This is a genomic window from Chromobacterium haemolyticum, assembly GCF_002081825.1.
Lineage (GTDB): Bacteria > Pseudomonadota > Gammaproteobacteria > Burkholderiales > Chromobacteriaceae > Chromobacterium > Chromobacterium fluminis.
In genome coordinates, this window is sequence record NZ_MUKU01000008.1 from 16556 (window position 1) to 40357 (window position 23802).

16 protein-coding genes are annotated in these 23802 nt (G+C 63.8%); 10 read left to right on the plus strand and 6 right to left on the minus strand.

The features are described from left to right. Positions 1 to 163 precede the first annotated feature (163 nt). From B0T39_RS07450 to B0T39_RS07460, 3 genes are all read left to right on the plus strand, one after another. The gene (locus B0T39_RS07450) at positions 164 to 1525 is read left to right on the plus strand and encodes an MFS transporter (RefSeq protein WP_081545506.1); all 1362 of its coding nucleotides are present in this window, start codon (positions 164 to 166) and stop codon (positions 1523 to 1525) included. 46 nt (positions 1526 to 1571) lie between these two features. Continuing rightward, entirely contained in the window at positions 1572 to 2045 is a 474-nt protein-coding gene (locus tag B0T39_RS07455; RefSeq protein ID WP_019102147.1) for a single-stranded DNA-binding protein, read from the plus strand. Positions 2046 to 3010: 965 nt separating this feature from the next. Continuing rightward, positions 3011 to 6898, plus strand: a complete 3888-nt coding sequence (locus B0T39_RS07460) for a non-ribosomal peptide synthetase (protein ID WP_081545507.1) — start codon at positions 3011 to 3013, stop codon at positions 6896 to 6898. Positions 6899 to 6975: 77 nt separating this feature from the next. Here B0T39_RS07460 and B0T39_RS07465 read toward each other — a convergent pair whose 3' ends face one another. Continuing rightward, positions 6976 to 7335, minus strand: a complete 360-nt coding sequence (locus B0T39_RS07465) for a translation initiation factor Sui1 (protein ID WP_081545508.1) — start codon at positions 7333 to 7335, stop codon at positions 6976 to 6978. 154 nt (positions 7336 to 7489) lie between these two features. Here B0T39_RS07465 and B0T39_RS07470 point away from each other — a divergent pair, with 154 nt between their 5' ends. The 4 genes from B0T39_RS07470 to B0T39_RS07485 all read left to right on the plus strand — a co-directional run bounded on the left by B0T39_RS07470 (position 7490) and on the right by B0T39_RS07485 (position 9440). Continuing rightward, positions 7490 to 7813 (plus strand): thioredoxin family protein, encoded by a 324-nt coding sequence (locus B0T39_RS07470; RefSeq protein WP_081545509.1) that lies wholly within the window; start codon positions 7490 to 7492, stop codon positions 7811 to 7813. A gap of 39 nt (positions 7814 to 7852) precedes the next feature. Further along, positions 7853 to 8263, plus strand: coding sequence for a VOC family protein (locus tag B0T39_RS07475; protein WP_019102151.1), 411 nt, complete (start codon positions 7853 to 7855; stop codon positions 8261 to 8263). A gap of 119 nt (positions 8264 to 8382) precedes the next feature. Beyond that, the gene (locus B0T39_RS07480; protein ID WP_081545510.1) at positions 8383 to 8841 is read left to right on the plus strand and encodes a MarR family winged helix-turn-helix transcriptional regulator; all 459 of its coding nucleotides are present in this window, start codon (positions 8383 to 8385) and stop codon (positions 8839 to 8841) included. A gap of 26 nt (positions 8842 to 8867) precedes the next feature. Further along, the gene (locus tag B0T39_RS07485) at positions 8868 to 9440 is read left to right on the plus strand and encodes a cysteine hydrolase family protein (protein ID WP_081545511.1); all 573 of its coding nucleotides are present in this window, start codon (positions 8868 to 8870) and stop codon (positions 9438 to 9440) included. A gap of 4 nt (positions 9441 to 9444) precedes the next feature. Here the strand turns inward: B0T39_RS07485 and B0T39_RS07490 are convergent, their stop codons facing one another. Then, positions 9445 to 10362 (minus strand): bestrophin family protein, encoded by a 918-nt coding sequence (locus B0T39_RS07490; RefSeq protein ID WP_081545512.1) that lies wholly within the window; start codon positions 10360 to 10362, stop codon positions 9445 to 9447. Between the two features lie 226 nt (positions 10363 to 10588). Beyond that, entirely contained in the window at positions 10589 to 11488 is a 900-nt protein-coding gene (locus B0T39_RS07495) for a LysR family transcriptional regulator (RefSeq protein ID WP_081545513.1), read from the minus strand. Between the two features lie 129 nt (positions 11489 to 11617). Here B0T39_RS07495 and B0T39_RS07500 point away from each other — a divergent pair, with 129 nt between their 5' ends. The 3 genes from B0T39_RS07500 (at position 11618) to B0T39_RS07510 (ending at position 17241) form a co-directional block, all read left to right on the plus strand. Continuing rightward, positions 11618 to 12376 carry an SDR family NAD(P)-dependent oxidoreductase gene (locus B0T39_RS07500; RefSeq protein ID WP_081545514.1) on the plus strand — a complete coding sequence of 253 codons (759 nt, stop codon included), beginning with the start codon at positions 11618 to 11620 and terminating at the stop codon, positions 12374 to 12376. A 235-nt stretch (positions 12377 to 12611) separates the two neighbouring features. Continuing rightward, on the plus strand, positions 12612 to 16460 hold the full coding sequence (locus tag B0T39_RS07505; protein WP_081545515.1) for an EAL domain-containing protein: 3849 nt from the start codon (positions 12612 to 12614) through the stop codon (positions 16458 to 16460). A gap of 337 nt (positions 16461 to 16797) precedes the next feature. Further along, positions 16798 to 17241, plus strand: a complete 444-nt coding sequence (locus B0T39_RS07510; RefSeq protein ID WP_081545516.1) for a hypothetical protein — start codon at positions 16798 to 16800, stop codon at positions 17239 to 17241. Between the two features lie 157 nt (positions 17242 to 17398). On the opposite strand, the gene B0T39_RS07515 is transcribed toward B0T39_RS07510, so the two are convergent. The 3 genes from B0T39_RS07515 to B0T39_RS07525 all read right to left on the minus strand — a co-directional run bounded on the left by B0T39_RS07515 (position 17399) and on the right by B0T39_RS07525 (position 23747). Beyond that, complete coding sequence (locus tag B0T39_RS07515) at positions 17399 to 17812, minus strand: hypothetical protein (protein WP_019103898.1); 414 nt, start codon at positions 17810 to 17812, stop codon at positions 17399 to 17401. A gap of 155 nt (positions 17813 to 17967) precedes the next feature. Continuing rightward, positions 17968 to 19032: a beta-N-acetylglucosaminidase domain-containing protein gene (locus B0T39_RS07520; protein ID WP_081545517.1), complete on the minus strand. Its 1065-nt coding sequence runs from the start codon at positions 19030 to 19032 to the stop codon at positions 17968 to 17970. Positions 19033 to 19196: 164 nt separating this feature from the next. After that, the gene (locus B0T39_RS07525; RefSeq protein WP_141111119.1) at positions 19197 to 23747 is read right to left on the minus strand and encodes a PAS domain S-box protein; all 4551 of its coding nucleotides are present in this window, start codon (positions 23745 to 23747) and stop codon (positions 19197 to 19199) included. Between the last annotated feature and the right edge of the window lie 55 nt (positions 23748 to 23802).

Below are 23802 nucleotides of genomic sequence, written 5' to 3' on the forward strand. Positions count from 1 at the left end.
ACCGTCGGTCAGGGAACCTGTTAATATACCTGACTTGGCAAGTCTGACTCCACCAGATCTTTAACGCGCGGCGTCATCCGGAACGGCGCCGGACCGTTACTAGAACCATGGGGCGCGGCCCTCAGGCCGCAGCCCGCCAGCAACACAAACGACGCACACAAGAATGAACGCAACAGAACTCCGGGCCAGCCTTGGCCTCGCCGGCATCTACGCCCTGCGCATGCTGGGCATGTTCCTGATCCTGCCGGTATTCGCCCTGTACGCCCAAACCCTGGAAGGCGCGGACAACCACACGCTGATCGGCATCGCGCTGGGCAGTTACGGCCTGACCCAGGCCCTGCTGCAACTGCCGCTGGGCATGCTGTCCGACAAGATAGGCCGCAAAAAGGTGATTTACGGCGGCTTGCTGCTGTTTGCGCTGGGCAGCTTCGTCGCCGCCGGCGCGCACGACATCGCCACCCTGACCGTGGGCCGAGTCATTCAGGGCGCCGGCGCCATTTCCGCCGCCATCACCGCGCTGCTGGCGGACCTGACCCGCGAGGAAAACCGCACCAAGGCGATGGCGATGATAGGCATGTCCATCGGCACCACCTTCGCCGCCAGCCTGGTGCTGGGGCCTCTGCTGGCCAAGTACATCGGCGTCAACGGCATTTTCGCGCTCACCGGCGCGCTGTCGCTGGCGGCGTTGATCGGCGTCTGGCTGATCATTCCGGACCCGGTCAGCTCGCGTTTTCACTCTGACACCGAAGCCAACGCCAAGCGGCTGCCCGCGGTCTTGAAAGACCCGCAACTGCTGCAACTGAATTACGGCATCTTCGCGCTGCACGCGGCGCAGATGGCGATGTTCGTCACCATTCCCTTCGCGCTGATCAAGACCGCCCATCTGGACAAGACCCAACACTGGCAGGTGTATCTGCCGGTAACGGTAATCGGCTTCCTGCTAATGGTGCCGGCCATTATCTACGGTGAGAAAAAAGCCAGGCTCAAACAAGTGTTCGTCGGTGCCATCGCGCTGATGACCGCCGCCCAGATGGGCATGGCGATGGCGCTGGACAGCTTCTGGCAGATCGTGATCTGGCTGGGCTTGTATTTCATCGCCTTCAATATCCTGGAAGCCACGCTGCCCTCATTGATTTCCAAGATCGCTCCGGCCGATGCCAAGGGAACCGCGATTGGCGTGTATAATACCGCCCAATCCCTTGGCCTGTTCTTGGGCGCGGCGGCCGGCGGCTGGTTGTACACCCGCTTCGGTCCGGTCGGCGTGTTCGGCTTCACCAGCCTGCTGATGCTGACCTGGCTGCTGTGGTCGCTGGCCATGCGGCCTCCCAAGCCGGTGCGCTCGGTGATGTTTCACATTGGCGAGGACTGGCGGGGCGACGCCGGCGACCTGTCCCGCCAATTGGCCGGCGTGGCCGGCGTGCATGAAGCCGTGGTCGTGTTGGAAGACCGCGTGGCCTATCTGAAGGTATCGCAGCGGCAGTGGGACGAAGCGACGGTGCAGCGCCTGATCGGAGCCACCTTCTGAACTGCGGCGACAGGCCAAATATTTAGATTTTTATTCGGAGACATCGATGAACAGCATCACCTTTGACGGCCGTCTGGCCGCCGACGCCGAACTGCGCTACACCCCCAGCGGTGAGCCGGTACTGTCGTTCCGCGTAGCCAGCGACATCGGCTTTGGCGAGCGCAAGAGCACCAACTGGTTCAGCTGCCAGGTATGGGGCAAGCGCGGTGAATCGCTGAAGAACTACCTGGCCAAAGGCCAGCAAGTCACCGTTTACGGCCAACTGACCCTGCGCGAATGGCAGGACAAGGAGGGCAACAAGCGCTTGTCCCCGGACGTGCGCGTCAACGAATTGAGCCTGCAAGGCGGCCGCAACGAGATGGGCGGCTCCGGCGGCGGAATGAGCGGAGGCGGCATGGACGACGGCTACGGCTACAACGCCCCGGCCCCGCGCCAGGAGGCCCCGGCCGCGCCGCGCCGCCAAGAACCGCGCCCGGCGCCCAAGCAGCTGGACGATATGGACGACGACATTCCGTTCTGATCCTCCCGGATCGTCAACTGTCGCACAAGACCGAAATGCACGGCGCCCTCAGCGGATGGCGTCGGACTTCGGTCTTTTTCTTTGCGCGTCGAATTCAATTCTCCGCCGCCCCCCGGCCACAGGCGTCAACCGGATGGGGTAGCAGCCCAAGCGCCTTTCTTGCCCGCGCGTCAGCGCCGCCTCCCATTTACCGCCCCGCGGCATAATCGCCCCGCCCGCCTTCCCAGCCAGCACAAGTTTGCTGCAACGCACCGTTTTGCCGTAGAGCTGCCATAGCCTTTAAACGCGCGCATTGAGCAAGATTAATGTTTTGTCGGCTCTCTAAAAATGTGCGTTTGCACAAATGAGACAAATCTCTCTTGCCGACATATGTCGAGTGAATTTTCCTGTGTCAATTTCATGCCGTATTGATATAATTTCCGCGTATTATCAAAACGACATATTCGGCCTGTCTTATACGACATGTGCAGGGCAACCATGAAAAACGCCATAACACGCACCTATCATCCCCGGCCACGCCAATCCACGGCGTCGCCGACAGATCCTCCCTTCCCCGCGCCCATCTGCCGCCAGTAAACCAAGCCATGCACCAAGAACATTTTTACGATCTCGCGAGCTAAGGCGAGACAAGGCGAAAACCGCTGAGAAAGCGGAATGTACACAGGGTACATGAGCATTTCGAAGCGGCACTCACCTTGTCACGTCTCACAACACGCAGCAGATCGTAAACAGGTTCTAAGGGCGGCTAGCAAACCCCTGATGCTACGTTGCGTCGACCTCCCGCACTCAAGTACTGCCTGCGTCGTCGCGCCTTGCCTCAGCCGTGAAACTGACAATGTCTGCCGCTCTAAAGCCGCCATAGCGGAACGCGCGCTTTTTCAGCCTTTGTAACCGCGCCCCTATCCGTCATTAATCTAACTTTAAATATATTAAATCAACTGTAAATACAATATATTGGAAATATCATGCTAGAAGATCAATCAATCTGCCCGCTGAGCGCCGCTCAGCAAGAAGTCTGCCTCGCCATCGGCCAAGAAGGCCGCAACCTTCATTATCACCTGTGCGATGTGATCGAATTCAACGGCGATTTGCAAACGCCCTTGCTGGAACAGGCCATCAGAACCGTGTGCCAACAGGTGGACACCCTGCGCGCCGCTTTCGAAACGGACCCGGCCACCGGGCAATACCGGCAACGCCTCCGCCCCAAACTGCACGACGCCTATTTTTCCTGGCACGACCTGTCCGCCAAACCGGACCCGGAGCAGGCCTACTCGGCCATGCTGGAAGAACTGCTGGCCGACGATATGGATCTGGCCGGGCAACCCCTGATCCGCTATCTGATCGTCAAACTGGCCGATCGTCGCCACCGCATGATAGAGCTGGGCTCCCACCTGGTGGTGGACGGTTTCGGTCACGCCATCTTGTTCAAACACATCACCGACTGCTATGTCCGGCTAGCGCGCGGAGAAGCCATCGAGCCGCTGCCAGCGCAGCCGCTAAGCCAAGTGTTCGAAGCGGAGCAGGCCTACCGCCAGAGCGAGTCCTATCTCAAGGACCAATCTTACTGGCGCCAGTATTGCCTGGATCTTCCCGACCCCACCCAGCTGGTGCCCGGCGACGCGCCCCTGCGCAAGCTGAACCGCCTGCGCAAGGCCTTCTCCGGCGCAGCGGTGGACGGGCTGCGGGAAACCGCCTCCCTGCATCGGCTTCGCCTGTCCAGCGTGCTGCTGGCCGCCTGCGCCGCCTATCTTCACAGAATGACCGGACAAAACGAGCTGGCCGTGGGCATGCCGGTGGCGGCCCGTCAGTTGAAAGCCCTTCGCGAGATTCCGGCCATGGTGGCCAACATCCTGCCGCTGCGCATCTCGTTTACGCCGGAATCCACAGTGCTGTCGGTCGCGGCGGATATCCAACGCCAGTTGCGGCGCCATCTGCTGCATCAGGGCTACCGCTCGGAAGCCATGATCCGCGACCTGTACGCGGAGCGCGGCCACAAGCCGCTGTTCAACACCCTGCTTAATATCGTGGCTTATGACCAGGAAGTGGACTTCGACGGCTGCGAAGCCACGGTTCAGAACGTCGCCAACGGCCCCGCCGATCATCTCGGCATAGACATCTTCGACCGCAACGCCGACGGCCGGCTGGAGATAGGCTTCAACGCCAACGCCGATCTCTACCCGCTCGAAGCGCTGGAGCTGCATTACGCGCGGATGACTTTATTGCTGGAACGTTTCGTCGACGCGCCGGAAACCCTCGCCGCGGACTACCCATTGCTGCTGCCCGGCGAGCGCGAGCGCTGCTACCCGCTGCCGGCGCGCGCCGATGCGCCGCCGGTCTTCGCCGACGCCTTCGCCGCCTCCGCGCGGAGCCACGGCCACCTGCCGGCCCTGCGCCAGGGCGAGCGCGAACTCAGCTACGTCGAGCTGGACGACCGCGCCGACCGCCTGGCCAGCCTGCTGCTGGCGCGCGGCGTGCGGCCCGGCGACGACGTCGCCGTGATCGTGTCGCGCAGCGTCGAATGGGCGGTTGCGGCGGTGGCGCTGTTCAAGCTCGGCGCCGGTTATGTGCCGGTTGATCCCGACCTGCCGGAAGCCCGCATCGACTACATCCTGGCCGACGCCGCGCCGGCCGCGGTCATCGTCGCCGCCGGCGGCGCCGTCAAAACCGAGCTTGCGCCGGAGAAACTGCTGTTCCTGGACGCCGCGGCGCTGGACGCGCTGCCGCCTGCCGCTCTCCCGCTCCCCCGCGTGGCCCCCTCCGCGCCGGGCTATCTGATCTACACCTCGGGCTCCACCGGCAAACCCAAGGGCGTGGAAGTGACTCACCGCAACCTGGTGCCCATCGCGGACACCGCCATCCGGGCGGCTGGGCTGCAAGCCGGCCAGCGCGTGCTGCAATTCATCGCAGCCGGTTTCGACATGTCGGTTCTGGAAATCATGATGACGCTGCTGGCCGGCGCCACCCTGGTCCTCTGCGATAAAGTCTCCAGCGCGCCCGGCAAGCCGCTGGCCTCGCTGGTGAAACGGGAAAACATCAAACTGCTGGTGATGACGCCCAGCCTGCTGGCCTATCACCAGACCGAGGACTTCCCTCGGGACACCGTCCTGATGCTGGGCGGAGAACCGTGCACGCCGGCGCTGCTGGCGCGCTTCTCCCACTGCCGCCTGCTCAATGTTTACGGCCCGACCGAAACCTCCTTCGCCACCTCAATCAACGCCGACTACGGCGACGGCGACCTGTCCATCGGCCCCGCTACCGCCAACACCCGGCTCTACGTGGTGGACCCGCGGCAACGGCTGCTGCCGCCCGGGGCCTGGGGAGACATGTTCATCGGCGGCCCCGGCGTGGCCCGCGGCTACCGCAACAGCCCGGAGCTGACGGCCAAAGGCTTCGTTCCCGATCTGCTGAACCCCGACGACACCATGTACCGAGCCGGCGACCGCGTATTCTTCGACCACGCCGGCCGCATTCACTATCAGGGCCGCCAGGACAACCAGATCAAGCTGCGCGGGCTGCGCATCGAGCTGGACGAGATCAAAAACGCCCTGCTAGGTTGCGGCGGCGTAGAGGACGCCGTCGCCTTGCTGCGAGACCTGCCGCACGGCCCGGCCATCGTCGGCTATGTGGCCAACCAGCAGTTGGAGCTAGACAGCGAGGGGCTGAAACAGGCGTTGAGCCGTCAATTGCCCCATCACATGATCCCCAGCGTCATCATGGTGGTGCCGGCCTTCCCGCTAACGCCCAACGGCAAGCTGGCCACCAGCGAACTGCCCACGCCGACGCGGCAGGACGACGGCGAACAAGCACCGCCGCGCACTCCGGAAGAAGAGATCATGTGCCGCCTGTTCGCGACGGCGCTGGAATGCGGCGAGGTCTACGCCAATCAGAATTTCTTCGCGCTGGGCGGGCATTCGCTGCTGGGTCTGCAGCTGATCAACAACATCAGGGAAACCTTCGGCGTCTCCCTGGGCATCGCCGACTTCCTGGCCGCCCCCACGCCGCGCCAGCTGGCTCAGCGCCTGGAGCGGCCAGCCGCTTTCAGCGATCCCTTCGACGCCATGCTGCCGCTGCGCGTCCAGGGCGGCCGGCCGCCGCTGTTCTGCATCCATCCGGGCGGCGGCATCGCCTGGCCCTATGCCGGCCTGCTGCCCTTCCTGCCCGAGGATCAGCCGCTGTACGCCATCCAGTCGCCGATACTGCGCGATCCGGACCGCGTCATTGAATCGCTGGACGAGCTGGCGGAGGAATACCGGCGGCGCATCCAGGCGGTGCAGCCGCGCGGGCCGTACCAACTGGCCGGCTGGTCGGTGGGCGGCAATCTGGCGCTGCGCCTGGCCACCATGCTGCAGGCAGACGGCCACGAGGTCAGCTTCCTGTGCATGTTCGACAGCTACCCGCTGCAAGGCGGGCCGGCTTCTCTGAAACTGGACGACGCCACCATCATCACCCGGATGACCCGCGCCATCGTCGGCGCGCCGCGCGCCGGCATCAAGGGGCTGAAGAGTGCCATGGAGGAAGTGCTGGGCGGCAGCCAGGTTGGCGATGAGTTTCTGACCCGGTTGGTGAACGACTCCAAGCTGATGCTGGAGCTGCTCGCCCGCTGCCGCTATCAACGCTACGACGGCGACTTGATCTTCATCCGCGCCACCACCGACATCCTGCGCCCCGAGGATCAGCAGCCGTCGCTGTGGCAGCCCTACATCTCCGGCAAGCTGATCGAGTACGAAGTGAACGCGCCGCATGAATGCCTGCTGCAACGCCAGTATCTGGAACAGTTCGGCGCTCAATTCGCCGCCGAACTACAGCGGCGGGCCTCCCTCGGCGTCAGCCAGGCTCAGGCACAGCCTGCGTAACCCCCAGTCTCAGTTTTGGCCCGCGGCTTGCCGCGGGCTTTTTCATTCCGGCAATGGCCGAGCGCGGCGTATGGCTGCTAGCCGCCGGCGCGCTTCACCGTCCAGCCGCGCTGCTTGAGCAGCCCCACTACCTGTTCGCAGTGATCGCCCTGTATCTCGATCACGCCGTCCTTGACCGTGCCGCCGCTGCCGCAGGCGTTTTTCAGCTGCTTGCCCAGTTGCGCCAGCTCCAGCGCGTTCAGCGGCGCGCCCTGAACCACGGTAACCGCCTTGCCGTTGCGGCCCTTGGTTTCTCTGCGCACCCGCACCACGCCGTCGCCGGCCGGCGCCTCTTGCTTGCCGCATTGGCATTGGGCAACGGCGAAGCCGCACTGCGGACACATGCGGCCGTGTTCGGTGGAGTACACCAAGCCGCCGGAAACATTGCGCGATTTCATGATTTCAAACCCTGGGCCATTGACAAAACGGCCTGCATCGTCGCGGTTTTTCCCGGCTTTGGCAAGCCCGCGTCGCCGCCCCCTTCGTCAAAGCGCTGGCAAACCCACCAGTCTTTTGGCATATTTAAAATTCACCCTAGCCCCTCCCAAGACCATGGACGAACTCTACCGCGACCCGGCGCCGGAACGCGCCGAACTGGATGCCCAGCCCGGCGTCACCGTGCTGGAATTCGGCGCGCCCTGGTGCGGCCATTGCCAGGCGGCCCAGCCCTTGATTCAACAAGCCTTGGCGGAATGCCCCGGCGTCCATCATCTGCAAATCGAAGACGGGCCGGGCCGCCGCTTGGGGCGCAGCTACCGCGTCAAGCTGTGGCCTACGCTGATTTTCCTGCGTCAGGGCCAGGAAACCGCACGCCTGACCCGGCCCGCCACGGCGGCGGCCGTCAGCGACGCGCTGCGGCAATGCTTGCCGCCCTGAAACACTGCCGCCCCTCCCCCACCACCAGGAGTCTCTCTGATGAAAACCCTGCTGCCCTACATCAACTTCCACGGCCAGTGCGAACAAGCGCTGGCCTTCTACCGCCAATGCTTCAACGGCGAAATTGTGGCGCTGATGCGCTTCGGCGACGCGGACTTCCCCAGCCCGGACGAAGCCAAGAACAAAATTCTGCACGCGGAGTTCAAAGCCGAAGGCGTTCATTTCATGGCCTCCGACGGCATGCCGGGCCGCACGCCCGTCCTGGGAGAAAACATCACGCTGAACTTCATGCTGGACAGCGAGGCGGAGCAGACGGCGATCTTCGAAGCCCTGGCCCAAGGCGGCCAGATCAACGAACCGCTGCACGACGCCTTCTGGGGCGCCCGCTTCGGCATGCTGGTCGACCGCTTCGGCATACGCTGGATGAGCAACTGTCCGAAGCCGAGTTAAGCCCCCGCTCAATGCGGGCCGCGCGGCGACGAGCGCGGCCCTGAACCCGCTCGGCAGCCCTCCTCGCGCCGCTCCGCCCGCATTTATCTATACACACATAGCTATGTTAGAATAGCAGGATGCCACGCCTTACAATTACTCCCGAGGCCGCGTCCCGGCTGCGTCTGCAGTTGATGGCCTTGACGCGCCGGCTGCGCCTGGAGGCGCAGGACGACGAACTTCCGTTCGCCCAACTGTCCCTGCTCGCCTGCATCGAACGCGCCGACGGCGCAGCAACGCCTTCGGCGCTGGCGCGCGCGGAAAAGCTGCGCAGCTCCAATCTGGCCAGCCTGCTGCGCGAACTCGAGGCCGGCGGCCTGATTCTGCGCGCCGCCGATCCCAAAGACGGCCGCAAGGTCCGGGTCCGCCTAAGCGACGCCGGCCGCCAAACCCTTGAAGTTCACCGCCTGCGCAAAGACGACTGGCTGCGTGCCGCGCTGGCCGGACTGCCGCCGCAACGCCTGGAGCTGCTGCTCGCCGCCGGCGAGGTGCTGGCGGAACTAGCCGCGGCCGAAACGCCGGCCGCGCGCCGGCCTTGATCAATACGCTATTAAGGAATCCCGCGATGAACACCGCTTTTATTGGTTTGGACTACATCCACGACATCATGGGCGACGGCGGCAAGCTTGCCCGCTGCGCCGAACAGGCGCGCCAACGCGGCGTCATCGTCGCCGCCAACCAGGCCATTGCCGAGGCCCGCCGCCGCGGCTGGCTGGTGGTACAGGTGAAAGTGGGCTTCTCGCCCTCCTATGTGGAGCAAGCCAAAAATTCGCCGCTGTTTGGCCGCGCGCACGAATTCGGCGCGCTGGATCTGTCCGGCCCCGGCACCGCCTTCCATCCGGATCTGGATCTGAGGCCGGAAGACGCCATCGTGATCAAGCCCCGCGTCAGCCCGTTTTACGCCACCTCGCTGGAAGCCGTGCTGCGCGCCCATCGCATTGAACGCCTGATCTTGTCCGGAGTCAGCAGCACCTGGGCGGTGCAGGCCGCCGCGCGCGACGCCCACGACCGCGATTATCAGGTGCTAGTGCTGGAGGACGGCTGCGCCGCCGCCAGCGAAGAAGAACATCGGACCTCGATGCGCCAGTTGGAGACGATAGCGCGCATCATTCGCCTGGAAGACCTGGCCACCTTATAAAGATTCAATACAGATAAATGCCCCGCGGCTCCGGCGCCGGCGCGGCCACGTCCTCGCCCTGCATCTCGCGCAGCGAGGCCTCAATGCCGTGGCACAGCGCGGACAACGGCAGGTCGTTGCCCTCCTTGCCAAACGGCTCTTCCAGCTCCTCGCCTATCACTTCCAAGGCCAGATAGGTGTAGGCGATGAAGACGGCGATCGCCGGCGTCAGCCAGCCTATGCTGGTGACCAGGCCGGCCGGCAGCAACAAGCTGTACACGGTGACGGTGCGGTTGAGCAACACCCGGTAAGTGAAAGGGATGGGCGTGGAGGCGATGCGCTCGCAGCCGCCCAGTACTTCGGACAAGGAGTTCAGATTGCGGTCCAGCGCATGCCATTGCATATCGCTCAACGCGCCGTCGCGGCGCATGCGCGCGGTCAATTGTCCCAACCAGGCCAGGATCAACGCCGGCTTGAAGCGTCCCGCCAACGCCTTGTCCAGGATCTCCTCCGGCAGCAGCCGCCGCAAATGCGCGTCGGCGTCGTCGCCGCGCAGCTGCGCCTTCAACGCGTAAGCGAAGGCGCAACAGCCGTCTATCAAGCGCCGCGCGTCGGCGTTGTCCGGCGCCAGCGACAAGGCCTGCCGCGCCAGCGAGCGGTTGACGATCAGCAAGCTGCCCCATAGCTTGCGCGCTTCCCAGAAACGTTCGTAGCTGACCGAGTTGCGAAAGCCCAGGAAGATGGCCAGCGACACCCCCATCAGAGTAAAGGCGGGAATGCTGAGCGCCGAATCCGCGTGCTCGCTCAGCCACCAGCCGCGAACCGCGGCGGCGGCGATGGAAATGAAGAAAACCAGCAATAGGCGCGGCATGATGCGCGGCAAGACCGAACCGTGCCAGACAAACAACAAGCGCAGCCAGGAAGAGGTGGATCTAACAATCATGGTGGGAATATGACGAAGTAAGAACGTGTTTACGATCTCTCGAGCTAAGGCGAGACAAGGCGAAAACCGCTGAGAAAGCGGAATGTACACCCGGTACATGAGCATTTCGAAGGGGTTTTCAACGCCGTATCGCCAACGCGCAGCTGATCGTAAACAGGTTCTAAAATGGTTGACCGGCCTCCATGATAGGGCAGCTTGGCCCCGGCCCGCCATGTTTGCGCTGGATTCAGAGCAAGTGGGGCGCCAGCGCCTCCGCCAGCCAATCCATGAATACCTGCGCGCGGCGCGGCAGGTTGCGGCGATGGGCGTACAGCAAGCTTACCGGCATCGGCGCGGCGCGGTATGCCGGCAGCACTTCCACCAGCTCTCCGCTGTCCAGCAAATGGCGCACGCCGGACTCCGGCGCCTGAATCAGGCCCAGGCCGGCCAGGCAGGCGGCCTGGTAGGCCTCCGCGTTGTTGACGATGACGCTGCCGGCCATGGCCAGCCAATGGCTGCCGTTGCCGTCCCGCCATTCCCAGCCGGCCGGACGCGCCCCCAGGACGGACACATAGTGAACCAGCCGGTGCCGCGCCAGGTCCTCAAGGCCGGCCGGCGCGCCGTAGCGCGCCAGATAGGCCGGGCTGGCGCAATTGAGCTGCCGAAAGCGCCCCAGCGGCCGCGCCACCAGGCTGGAATCGCTGAGCTCCCCCACCCGCAATACGCAATCGAAGCCCTCGCGCACAATGTCCACCTTGCGGTCGGTGCTGCTCAATTCCAGCTCCAGCCGCGGGTGACGTTGCAGGAATTCGTCCAAGCGCGGCAACACCTGATAGCGCGCCACGCCGCTGGGCATATCCACCCGCAGCCGCCCGCTCAGCGCCTCTTCGCCGCGCTGAAACATGCCCTGCAACTCGTCCATCTCCGCCAGCACATCCTTGCAGCGTTCGTAAAAAGCCTGGCCGTCCTGGGTCATTTGCACTTTGCGCGTGGTCCGATGCAGCAGGCGCGCCCCCAACCAGGCTTCGGTCTGTTTAACCGCCACCGAGATGCTCGCCTTGGGCAGGCCCAGGCTGTCCGCCGCCTGGGTAAAGCTGGACAGCTCGGCCACCCGAACAAAAATCTGCATCGCTTCCAGCTTGTTCATATTCCACCGCCAATTGTTATGAATATACGAACACTATAATTAAAATACTCATATTTGTTTATCAAAAAACATACAATAAACTGAGCTCATCGGGTCCAAGCCTGCACCCGCCCCCTATAGGAGATTCCCATGAGCAAGAAGATCGCAGTCATCACCGGCGGCAGCCGCGGCCTGGGCAAAAGTGCGGCCCTGCACCTGGCGCGCCAGGGCATGGACGTGGTCCTCACTTATCAAAGCCGCGCCGCCGACGCCGAGGCGGTGGTTGCCGAGATCCGGGCCTTGGGCGGCAAAGCCGCCGCGCTGACGCTGGACGTCGGCCAGAGCGCGAGCTTCAACGCCTTTGCCGCCAAGCTGCGCCAGACGCTGACCGAACAATGGCAGCGCGCCGACTTCGACTTTCTGGTCAACAACGCCGGCATCGGCATTCACGCCGCCTTCGCCGACACCAGCGAGGCGCAGTTCGACCAATTGATGAACATCCAGCTCAAAGGACCGTTCTTCCTGACCCAGACACTGCTGCCGCTGATCGCCGACAGCGGCCGCATTCTCAACGTTTCCACCGGCCTGACCCGCTTCGCCCTTCCCGGCTACGCCGCCTACGCGGCGATGAAGGGCGGCGTGGAAGTGCTGACCCGCTACCTGGCCAAGGAACTGGGGCCGCGCGGCATCGCGGTCAACGTCATCGCCCCCGGCGCGATTGAAACCGACTTCGGCGGCGGCCTGGTGCGCGACAACGAACAGGTCAACGCCCATATCGCCGCGCAAACCGCGTTGGGCCGCGTCGGCCGGCCAGACGACATCGGCGGCGCCATCGCCACCCTGCTCAGCGACGGCGCGGCCTGGGTCAACGGCCAACGCGTGGAAGCCTCCGGCGGCATGTTTCTGTAAAAGCCCACCCCATATCGGCGCATGTCAAGCGGCGGCGTCAGGTTTTGTCAGCGGGATAAGTGGAAGTACTTAGCGCACAACCCGCCCCCGCGTAAGCCTTGCCAGGCAAGGCTTACGCGGGGAGCGCTGCGCCACGCAGCCCCCTGGTTACGCACTTGACATAATCGCGGCTTGCCCCCTCCGGCGGCAGGAACTAATTTTCGAGTATCCCCTGTCCCCCGAAAGTAGCCGCCACATGCGCGCAGGCCTCAACCGCACTCTGTCCGCCGTTAGCGGGCTGGGCCTGCGTGCTCAATTGCTGCTGTTCGCCCTGGCCTGCCTGCTGCCCGCCGCCATGCTGATCGGCATCGGGGCCTATGAATCCGCCCGCGATCTGCGCGACGCCGCGCACATGCAAACCCGCGTCGTGGCCGACCAAGTGGATCAAACTCTGGCGGACAAAATCGTCGAACTGGAGCGGCTAATGGCCCAACTGAGCCAGAGGCCGTCTCTACGCCGGCTCGACGCCGCCGAATGCGCCGACACCTATCGCGATCTCACGCTGAGCTTTCCCTCCGTCATCCAGTTAACGCTCAGCAACGCCGCGGGGCAGCCGGTCTGCCGACATGCGCAAAACCTCGCCATGCACGCGCCCCCGCCCAACCACGGCTGGTTCTCCCGCGCGCTGGACGCCCCCGGACTAATGCTCAGCGAACCGCTGCAAGAGCCCGCCACTCGGCGTTGGATCATCATGCCCAGCTATCCGGTGCGTGATGAACAAGGCCGACGCGTAGGGCTGCTGACGCTGCAACTGGACCTGCTGGCGCTACAGTCCCATGTGCTGCCGGCCACGCTGGACCGCAGGCTGATCATCGCGGTGCTCAGTTCACAAGCGGCCTTTTTGCTGCGCTATCCGGACCCCTCGCTCTGGCACGGCAAAACCTCGGTCAATGTCGTCCGCACCATCTCACGTATCCACAGCAACGCCTCCGGCTTCGAACTGGGCGTCGGCCGCGACGGCGTGTCGCGCCTCTACTCCTATCGCAAGTTCTCCCAGGCGGACTGGCTGATCATCGCCGCCTTGCCGGAACAGGATGTCTTCGCGCCCTACTACAACCGCTTGCGCTGGGGCGCCTCCAGCGGCATCGCCACCTTGCTGCTCTGCGGCTTGTTGGCGCAAAGCTTCAGCCGCGCGCTGACCCGCCCGGCGCGACAACTGGCGGAGACGGCGCAAGCCGTGGCCAGCGGCGCCTCTCAGGCGCGGGCGCAGGAACTGGGGCCGCGCGAACTACGCGCAGTGTCTCGCCAGTTCAATCACATGCTGGACCAGCTGCAAGCGCACGAAGCCGCCATCCGCCTCAGCGAAATGCAACGCGCCGGCATCATCGACACCGCGATGGACGCCATCGTCACCATCGACGCCGACTTGAACATCATCCTGTTCAATCCCGCCGCGGAACGAGCCTTCGGCTACCGCGCCGAGCAAGTGCTGGGCAGACAGGTCGACATGCTGGTGCCGGAATCATTTCGTTCCCACCACGCGCGGCTGATCCGAGACTTCGGCCGGAACGGCCCGGTCAGCCGCAGCCTTGCGCCGGCCGGCGGGGTACGGGGCCTGCGCGCCGACGGCAGCGAATTCTACGCCGAAGCCTCGGTGTCCCAGCTGGAGGTGGGCGGCCAGAAATATTACACCGCCATCATGCGCGACATCACCGAGCGGCTGAAAACCGAGCAAGAGCTCAAACGCCATAGCCAGCAACTGGAGTCGCTGCGCGATATGGGGCTCACCCTGTTATCCGCCGCCAGCCCGCAACAAACCGCTCAGAAAGCGCTGCGCATGCTGGCGCAATTGGTGCCGTTCTGGGGCGCGTCGGCCACTATGTTCGACTGGCGACACGAGGAGATCATCTTTTTGGCGCTGGAATGCGACGCCAAAGACGAAATCCCGGTCGACAGCCGCTTCCCTTTCTCCAGCTATGGTTTAAGTGACCTGGAGCAGCTCAAGCGCGGCCAGCCCAGCTTCATGCACGACATCACCACGCAGGCGCAACCGCCCGCGTTGGTCAAATGGCTGCGCAGCCACGGCGTGCGCGCCTATCTGCGGCTGCCGCTGATGGCGGAAGGACAGTTGCTGGGCTCCTTGAACCTCGCTTTCCAGACCATCGCCCGCCACGACTTCGAACACATGGAGGTCTCGCGGGCCTTCGCCCAACAACTGGCCATCACCTTGCAGCACTCCTTGCTGCGGCTGCGCATAGAACGGCTCAACCGCGTCTACGCCATCCTCAGCGGCATCAATATGTTGATCGTGCGCTGCCACGACCGCCAGGAACTGTTCCAGGAAACCTGCCGCATCGCCACCCATAGCGGCGCGTTCAAGATGGTCTGGATCAGCACGCTGGATCAGAGCGACGGCCAACACCGCCTCGACGCACTGCAAGGGCAAGCGGAACCGTCCCCCAATCCCGAGGCGCTGCTGCAGTTGTCCGCCGTTGCCATCAACAGCGGCGACATCCTCGTCTGCAATCAGCTTGGCGCGCAGCTGCCCTACACGGCGCGCGAACCATTGCTGGCTCAAGGCATCCGCTCGCTGGCCTGCCTGCCCTTGCCGCTGCCCGGACAACGCGCCGCCTCGCTGACGCTGTGCTCCAACGAAGCCAACGCCTTCGATCACGAAGAAATGCAACTGCTATCCGAACTAGCCGGCGACATCGCTTTCGCGCTGGACCACATCGAAAAAGAAGAGCGGCTGCATTTCCTGTCCTACTACGACGAGTTGACCGGCCTGGCCAACCGCAGCCTGTTCCACGAGCGCCTGGCGCAACAGATCAGCGCCAATCACAACGAGCAGCGGCGCCTGGCAGTGGTCTTCCTCGACATCGAGCGCTTCAAATCCATCAACGATGTCTATGGCCGCTGGGCCGGCGACCAGGTACTGCGCCTGCTGGCGGCGCGGCTGGAGTCTTTTACCGAGGAAGCCAGGCTGCTGGCCTGCGTCAAGATAGACCGTTTCGCGCTGATGATCCCCGAAGTCAAAAGCGAGGAGGACATCGCGCGTCAAGTGATGCAATTGCAAGATCGCTGCGTCGCCCAACCCATCGCCATCCTGGACAAACAGCTGCGCGTTTCCGCCAAATTCGGCATCGCCATCTATCCGGAAGACGGCACCGACGCGGAAAACCTGCTGGAGAACGCGGAAGCCGCGCTCAAGCTGGCGCAAAACACCAATGAGCGCTATTTGTTCTACCGCCAAGAGATGAGCGAACGCGCCGCCGTGACGCTGGAGCTGGAAAATCGGCTGCGTTTGGCGCTGGAGCGTCAGGAGTTCGTGCTTCACTACCAGCCCAAGGTGGACGCGGTGTCGCGGCAGATCATAGGCGTGGAAGCGCTGTTGCGCTGGCAAAGCCCGGAGCGCGGCCTGGTGTCGCCGGCGCAATTCATCCCCTTGCTGGAGGAAACCGGACTGATCCTGGAAGTGGGCGCCTGGGCGCTGCGGCAAGCCGCGCGCGACCATCTGCGCTGGCAACAAGCCGGCTATCCGGCGCCGCGCATCGCGGTCAACGTTTCGCCGCTGCAATTACGCCAGGTCGATTTCTCCGAACAGCTGCAGAATGCCTTGAGCGAAGGCGCCGCCGTGCCGGGCATCGACATCGAAATCACCGAAACCGTGGTGCTGGACAACCTGGACACTTGCGGCGAAACGCTGCGCCGCATCCGCGATATGCAGGTGGGCATTTCCATCGACGATTTCGGCACCGGCTACTCCTCGCTGTCCTACCTGGCCAAACTGCCAACCCAGGAACTGAAGATTGACCAGTCCTTCGTGCGCGCAATGCTGGAAGATCCGGACGCGATGACTTTAACCGGCGCCATCATCGCGCTGGCCCATTCCCTGCAACTCAAAGTGGTGGCGGAAGGCGTGGAAACCGATGAACAAGCCACCGCCTTGACTTATATGTTCTGCGATACCCTGCAAGGCTACCTATTCTGCAGGCCTCTGCCGGCCGCGGAACTGGAGCGCCGCTTCTGGCTGGATCGGCCCGACCCGCGCGCGCCGCTGCTCAATATCGTTCAGGAGCCCGCCGCCACGCCGGCCACCGGCTAGAACCTGTTTACGATCTCCCTAGCGATGAAGCGCTAGCTGAAACCGCCACGCCGCCTTGACCCCGTCCCCGCTCTCGGCAACAATCCCCACGTTGCCGCCCAAACAAGCGGCACACGGGATTGGCGTCCCGTTACTTAACTATCGATTAGCTTGCGCGGAGCACTGTGCAAGCAGTTTTCCTATGCCTACGCACTCTTGGCAGGTGCGTGGTGGGGGAGTGTCATGCACTCGCCGGTTTGATAGTTAAGTCCGGTACGCCAATCCTGCCACGCGCCTGCCTTATACCTCAGCCTTACCCGGCAGGTGGTTTATCTTGTGTCACAGCAGGAGAAACACCATGTCTTACACCCTACCTCCCCGTCGCCGCTACAAACTGGCCGCCCGCGAACAGCAGGAAACCCTGCTTCCCTTCGTCCGTTATCTGCCCTCGCGCAACCACCCCCACTACTGGCAGATGCCCGCCGCCGCCGAAAACTACGCTCTCGCCTGCGCTTACGGCCGCGAATGCGCCGCCCACTTGCTGCAATGGCTGAAGGACAATCCGGAATACGTCGGCTCCGGGCTGCTCAGCCGCGTCGCCCGCGACATCGATTTCGACGACCACAGCCAGCGCGGCCACTGGATGGGCTTCTTCAATTATTTGGAGCATATGCTGTGGCTGGGCGCGCGCCGGGTCCAGGTCTACCGTCACTTGGACAACCAACACCAGCTGCATGACGCTCAAACCCTGCGCGCGTGGCTTGAGGCGCGCCGGCAGCGACGTCAGAAACGTCCTCGCTAAAAACGTGTTTACGATACGTGCTGCATAAGCGTTGAGAAGGAGTGCGCCTCACGACGCACAGCAGATCGTAGACAGCCTCCAAGCACGCAAAAAAGGGAGGCCTAGGCCTCCCTTCATCCCCGTTTGGGCCGCGCTGCGCGCGCCCTTGTTCTTCAGCTTACTTGGCTGCGGAAGCCGCGGCTTTCTTGTGGGTTTTCTTTACGGCGTGCTTCTTGTGCTGAGCCGGCTTCTTGGCGGCTTTGGCCGGAGCGGAGGCTTCCGCCTTGGCGGCTTGGGCCTTTTGAGCCGGAGCCGAAGCAGCCTGCTTGTGGGTTTTCTTAGCGGCGTGCTTCTTGTGCTGAGCCGGCTTTTTGGCGGCCTTGGCCGGGGCGGAGGCTTCGGTCTTGGCGGCTTGCGCTTTCTGCGCCGGGGCGGAAGCGTGCTTCTTCACGGCCTTGTGCTGCGCTTTCTTGGCGGCGGGCGCGGCTTTGGCAACCGGGGCGGAAGCCGGCTTGGCGGCTTCGGCGGCGAAGCCGGCGGCGGAGCTCAGGGCGAAAGCGGCGGACAGTACGATCAGGCTCAGTTTTTTCATGGTGACATTCTCCAGTCGGGTCAGGGGGGCGTCCGTCTGCTTAAGTGCTGCCGCGACGCCGGGGCTTTGGTGTTTCCTTGCTGCGTATCCTAGGCGCCCCGGCTCGCCCCCGTCTGTGAGTCAGTTGTAAAGGCATGTAACGCAAAGTAGCCTTCCTACTGAGTCTGCACCTCAAGCTCGCTGATCCGATACTCTCCATCCAGCCAGGCCACCACCTCCCGCGCGCAGGGATGATCCACCGCCGCGTAACGCGCGCGCAGCGCTACGGCGCGTTCGCCCAGTTGATCCAGCCCCACGTCCTGCAAGGTCAGCACATCTCGCCACAACATGTCGGCCAGTTCCTCGCCGGCCACCACCTGGGCGGCGCGACGCATCGAGGCGCCGTATTGATAGCGCGGCCCCAACCTGTAGCTGTCCGCCAGCGTCAGCGCGGGAATCAGGCTGAGCGCGGCTTGCTGCGCCGGATTGATCCCGTGCGCCGCCAGCAGTTCGGCGTTGGCCGCGGACCGGCCGGTGAAACCGCGCACATGCAGGTATTGCGACATCCGCGCGCCGTCGTTCACCGGGTAGTTGTCCCACAGCACCGGCTTGCGGCCCAGCCATTTGCCCACTTGCAGCAAGTGTCCTGGCGAGATTTCACGCGAGCACACTTCTTCGCCGGTCCAGAAAATATCGATGTCCGGCGCCAGCCACTGGCCCAGTTGTTGCAGATAGCCTGCTGGACGCTGGCCGAACACCCGGTCCAGCACCGGATCGCTGGAATAGTAGCTGGGGCAAACCAGCAAGCGCTCCACCTTGCAGCGCTGGCTCACCCAGGCGACGATCTCCGCCTGGCGCTCCGCCAGATCAGGCAGATCGCCGCGCATATCGTCGAACAAGATGGCCAATTGGCGGACGCCGATGCGTTGCAGTTGTTCCAACTTGCGCGCCAGCGCCCGGCGGGCGTCGTCGTTGAAGTTCAGATACGCTTCGTACGGACTGAGCCCCATGCCGAAGCTGACCTCCTGCCGCTGGCAATGGACGGCGAACGCCGCTAGCCGCGCTTCCTGCTCCGCCGGATAGTCCTGCTGCCACTCGCGGCGCAGATACGCGTCCGCTTTCGGCGCGTACAGATAGAAACGATAACCGTGCGCCGCCAGCGTGGTGACCAGCAGCTCCCGCTGCGCCCAGTTCCATGGCTTGCCGTAGAAGCCTTCGATAATGCCTAAAGGGATGTTCATTGAGAGAAACCTTCCGCGTCCTCGACGCATCGGGGCCAGGCTGGCTCTTCGCGCCCGACCGGCGGCCAGGATGGCCGCCAGCCATCGGAAAATGATGACTTCATGCTATTGATTGACTCAATAAACTGCGTCAAGTTGCATTAAAAGTCGAGAACATGGCTCGCTTATGCCATAGCCGGCAATGCGTCCAAGGCCGCGCACAAGGTTGTCAGTTCGCGGCCCAGCTTCTGGATGCGCGCCGGCGTCGCGTCTTCGGCCAGCCCTTGTCTCAAAATGGCTTCCAGCGCGGCGGCCTCGGCTTGAACGCGGACCAGCCCCAAGGACCCGGCGGCCCCTTTCAGCGAGTGGGCGATACGGCACGCCTCCTCGCCTTCTTCCGCGCGCGCCGCGTCCTCCAACCTGGCCGCGTCGTTGCGATGAAGGTCCGCGAATTTGCGCAGCAGGCGTTCAAAACGCTCCAGATCGTTCCCAACGGTGCGCAGGCCCGCCGCCAGATCCACCCCGGGCAGGCCCATCAACTGCTCGCGGCGCCCGGCGGCCGGCGCCGGATCGGGCGGCATGATTCCAGACGACGCAAGCGATGGCAGCCATTTCAACAGCAATCCGAACAGTTGCTCCGGGTCCACCGGCTTTGCCACGAAGTCATTCATGCCGGCGGCCAGACAGCGTTGGCGGTCCTCTTCGAAAGCGTTGGCGGTCATGCCCAGAATAGGGATTTGCTCCCAGCGCGGCAGAACCCGGATCCGACGCGTCGCTTCCAGTCCGTCCAGTTCCGGCATCTGCACGTCCATCAGCACCAGATCGTATACGCCGGCGGCGGCGCACTCCACGGCCTCCCGGCCGTTGCGCGCCAGTTCGGCCTTTAGGCCAACACTGCCCAGCAGCCAGAGCGCCACCTCCTGATTGATAAGATCGTCCTCCACCACCAGCACCCTCGCGTCCACGCGCAGCCGTAATTCGGCCTCAACCTTGTCAGGCTCCACACCGGCCGGCTCGGCGGCAACGCTGTCCCCCTCCGTCAGCCAGGCCGTCAGCCAAAACACGCTGCCATGCCCTTCCCGGCTTTCCGCGCCGACTTCGCCGCCCATCAGCGCGGCCAGGCGCTGGGTGATCGCCAAACCCAGGCCGGTGCCGCCGTATTTGCGGGTGGTGGAATCGTCCGCCTGCTGAAACGCCTGGAACAGGCTGGCTAGTTTGTCGGTGGGAATGCCGATGCCGGTGTCACGCACCTCGAAACGCAGCAGCAGACGCTCGCCCTCGCTCCGCAACAGCCGCGCACGCATGACTATCGTTCCCCGCTCGGTGAATTTGACCGCGTTGCCCGCGTAATTAAGCAAGGCCTGGCGCAAGCGGGTGGAGTCACCACGCAGACACGGCGGCACGCCGGCGTAATCGATCTCCACGCGCAAACCCTTGGCTTGCGCCGGCTCATCGATCAGCGAACGCACATGATCGAACAGCCCGCCGATGGAGAAGTCGGTCCGCTCCAGCGACAACTTGCCGGCTTCGATCTTGGACAGGTCCAGAATGTCGTTGATGATGCCCAACAGATGCCCGCTGGCCACCAGCACTTTTTCCAGCTTGGCCTGCTGCTCCGGCCGCGGCTGGGTGCGCATCAGCACATGGGTGAAGCCGATGATGGCGTTCAAGGGCGTGCGGATTTCATGGCTCATATTGGCGACAAAGGCGCTCTTGGCCAGATTGGCCGCTTCCGCGTCCTCCTTGGCGCGAACCAGCGCCTGCTCGGTCTCCTTGCGCCGGGTGATGTCGGTGACGAAGCCGATGATTTTGTCCGAGGCTCCCGGCTTGTCCGGCAGGTAGTACAGAATCATCTCCACCGCCACCAGCCGCCCGTCCCGTGTTCGTTGCTGGGTTTCGAACTGCGCCCGGCTTTGCTGCCGCAGGCGCTCCACGGTGTGCGCGTAGATTTCGGGCGTGGTGTTGGGCACGATGTCCGACACGTTCAGGCGCAGCATGTCATCGACGCCGTAGCCCAGCAGCTCCGCCGCGTAACGGTTGACGTAGATCAGCCGCCCGCTCGCCGCATCCACCCAGTGGATGCCTATGCCCACGCTGTCCATGGCGAACTGAGTGGTTTGCAGCTTGGCGCTGGTGGCGCGCACCTCCGCGGTGCGCACCGCCACCAGTTCCTCCAGGTGATGGCGGTGCTGATCCAGCTCCATGGCCAACCGTTTTTTCTCGGTGATATCCTCTTGCAAGGACAGGTAATGACTGATCCTGCCGTCCGGTTGACGGATAGGCGAGATATGGGCGAAGTCAACATAATCGCTGCCGTCCTTGCGCCGGTTGAACAACTCGCCTTTCCATGGCTGACCGGCCCGCAGCGCGCCCCACAACTCGGCATAGGTGTCCGCCGGAGTCAGGCCGGACTTGAGCAAATTGGGCGTCTGCCCCATCACCTCTTCCCGGCTGTAACCGGTGTTGCGGACAAACGCTTCGTTGACGTATTCAATCCGCGTTTCCAGATCGGTGATAACGACGCTCTCCGGGCTCTGCTCCACCGCCATGGACAGCTGGCGAATCCGCTCCGCCGCCTGCCGCCTCAGGGTGATGTCGCGGAAAGCGCCGTAGACGCCGCCGTCCGGCAGGCGGATCGCGTTCACCTCCACCGGCACCTCGGCGCCGTCCTTGCGCCGCAGCAGCATCTCGGCGCTCAACTGCTCGTTGGACAGCAGCCGCCGGAACAAAGACTGCGCATCGTCCGCCGCGGAGCCCGCGCTGAAATCGCCCACCCGCATCGCCAGGATTTCCCGCTCGTCATAGCCCAGCAACTGACAGGCCTGCAAGTTAGCGTATTGATAGCGCCCTTCCGCATCCGCCACCAGCACCGCGTCGGCGGCATGATCCAACACGCTGCGATAACGTGCTTCGGCGCTGGCCAGCGCCTGGATTTTTTCGCGCAGCGGCCGCAAATCGTTATAGGTGCCGAAAAAGCCGCAGAACGCGCCGGACAGATCGTGCATGGCGGTGACGCACGCGTAAACCGGGATGATTTCGCCAGTGCTGGCGACGCGCGCCTGCTCGCCGGTCCAGCGCCCCTGCTGTTTCACCTGCTGCTCCAGGGCCGCCTGCTCCGCCCGCCTGACCGGATCATCCGGAATGAAGCGGGAGATCGAGGTGCCCAGCAGCTCGCCGATCGAATACTCCATCAACTCGCCAAACGCGGCGTTGACGTACAAGATGGTCATGGCCGCATCGGTCATCACCACCGGCTGCGCCGACTGATCCAGTGCCTCCGCCAACTGGTGACGCTCTTCTTCCATCGATTTGCGCGCGGTAATGTCCTCGGTGAAGATCACGATGCCGCCGATGGCGCCGTCTCGCGCGTGCCATGGCCGCACTTCCCAACACAGCCACTGCGCCGCGCCGTTCTGACGCAGAAAGCGGTCTTCCTCTTCGCGCACCACCTCCCCGGCCAGCGCCCGGCGATGAATTTCCCGCCAAGCTTCGGGGATTTCCGGAAATACCTCGTAATGGGATCGGCCGATGATGTCCTGACCGTCCAATTGGTAATCGTCCAGCCAACGGCGGCTGGCCGCCAGATAGCGCATATTGCGATCGAACATCGCCAGCGCCGCCGGCGCGTGCTCGATGAACAGCAATAGTCTTTCCTCGCTTTCCAACAGGGCGGTTTCCATGGCTTTTCGGTCGGACACGTCCTGCATTGCGCCCCGCACCGACACCACCTTGCCGCCCGCCAACACCGGCCTCCCGGACACCCTCACCCACTTGCGCCGGCCGGTGGCACTGAGCAATTCCAGCTCCAGATCATAGGGCTCGGCCTCCGTCACGACGCGGCGCACCGCTTCCTCTATCCGCCGACGATCTTCCCCATGAAAAAACCCCAAGCCAATGCAGGTGTTGGCCGGGGCATCGGCCGGCAGGTCATGGATGCGGGCCACTTCAGCGGTCCAGCCGCAGTCCCCGCTTGCAGGATCGAACCACCAGCCGCCCACCCGGGCGATAGCGCTCATTTCCTGCAGCAATTGCTCCCGCTTCCCCTGCTCCGCTTCGGCGCGCTTGCGCGCACTGATGTCCGACGCGATGCCGCACACCGCGTAGGCGCGCCCCTCTGCGTCGAACAAGGGGAATTTGTACACCAAGTAGGTATGCGGGCCATCGTCATGCGGCACGGTTTCCTCGTATTCGCGCGCCTGGCCGCTGCTCAGCACTTCCAGATCGGCGTCGCGCAACTTGGCCACCACCTCGGGCGGAAACAAGTCTTCGTCGCGCAGGCCGCGCATGGCCTCTACGCTGATATGGAACAAATCGGGATAGCGTTGATTGACCAGCAGATAGCGGCCGTTCATGTCTTTGACAAAGATTACCGCGGTGGAGTTGTTGATGATGGCGTGCAATAAAGCTTGCTGACGCGTCAGCTCATTCTCCGCCCAGCGCGAGCGGCGGCTGATGAGGCGCTGACTGAACAGGCTAAACATCAAGCCGCACAAGGAGAACAAGACGATGGAGGCGGCATCGGCCGGCCGAGCGACGGCAAAGCTCCATTGCGGGGGAATGAACAGATACCAGACCAGCGGCACAGACAAGGCGGTGGCGACCAGGCCGCCAGTCAGCCCGCCCAGCATGGCGGAGAGGAAGACCGCTGGATAGAACAGGAACCAGACGTAGGGGCGGACCCAGTCCCACAACCACCACTGAGCGGCCAAGGCCAGCAAGGGCACCAAGATGCCCACTCCGCACGCGCGCCACGAAAGTGCGACGAGAAAAGCCCGGAAACGCCCTTGCCGC

Coding starts and splice junctions, on each gene's coding strand:
- B0T39_RS07500 (WP_081545514.1), top strand. CDS start 11,618: ATGAGCAAGAAGATCGCAGTCATCACCGGCGGCAGCCGCGGCCTGGGC.
- B0T39_RS07505 (WP_081545515.1), top strand. CDS start 12,612: ATGCGCGCAGGCCTCAACCGCACTCTGTCCGCCGTTAGCGGGCTGGGC.
- B0T39_RS07510 (WP_081545516.1), top strand. CDS start 16,798: ATGTCTTACACCCTACCTCCCCGTCGCCGCTACAAACTGGCCGCCCGC.
- B0T39_RS07460 (WP_081545507.1), top strand. CDS start 3,011: ATGCTAGAAGATCAATCAATCTGCCCGCTGAGCGCCGCTCAGCAAGAA.
- B0T39_RS07495 (WP_081545513.1), bottom strand. CDS start 11,488: ATGAACAAGCTGGAAGCGATGCAGATTTTTGTTCGGGTGGCCGAGCTG.
- B0T39_RS07465 (WP_081545508.1), bottom strand. CDS start 7,335: ATGAAATCGCGCAATGTTTCCGGCGGCTTGGTGTACTCCACCGAACAC.
- B0T39_RS07480 (WP_081545510.1), top strand. CDS start 8,383: ATGCCACGCCTTACAATTACTCCCGAGGCCGCGTCCCGGCTGCGTCTG.
- B0T39_RS07475 (WP_019102151.1), top strand. CDS start 7,853: ATGAAAACCCTGCTGCCCTACATCAACTTCCACGGCCAGTGCGAACAA.
- B0T39_RS07485 (WP_081545511.1), top strand. CDS start 8,868: ATGAACACCGCTTTTATTGGTTTGGACTACATCCACGACATCATGGGC.
- B0T39_RS07520 (WP_081545517.1), bottom strand. CDS start 19,032: ATGAACATCCCTTTAGGCATTATCGAAGGCTTCTACGGCAAGCCATGG.
- B0T39_RS07450 (WP_081545506.1), top strand. CDS start 164: ATGAACGCAACAGAACTCCGGGCCAGCCTTGGCCTCGCCGGCATCTAC.
- B0T39_RS07490 (WP_081545512.1), bottom strand. CDS start 10,362: ATGATTGTTAGATCCACCTCTTCCTGGCTGCGCTTGTTGTTTGTCTGG.
- B0T39_RS07455 (WP_019102147.1), top strand. CDS start 1,572: ATGAACAGCATCACCTTTGACGGCCGTCTGGCCGCCGACGCCGAACTG.
- B0T39_RS07515 (WP_019103898.1), bottom strand. CDS start 17,812: ATGAAAAAACTGAGCCTGATCGTACTGTCCGCCGCTTTCGCCCTGAGC.
- B0T39_RS07470 (WP_081545509.1), top strand. CDS start 7,490: ATGGACGAACTCTACCGCGACCCGGCGCCGGAACGCGCCGAACTGGAT.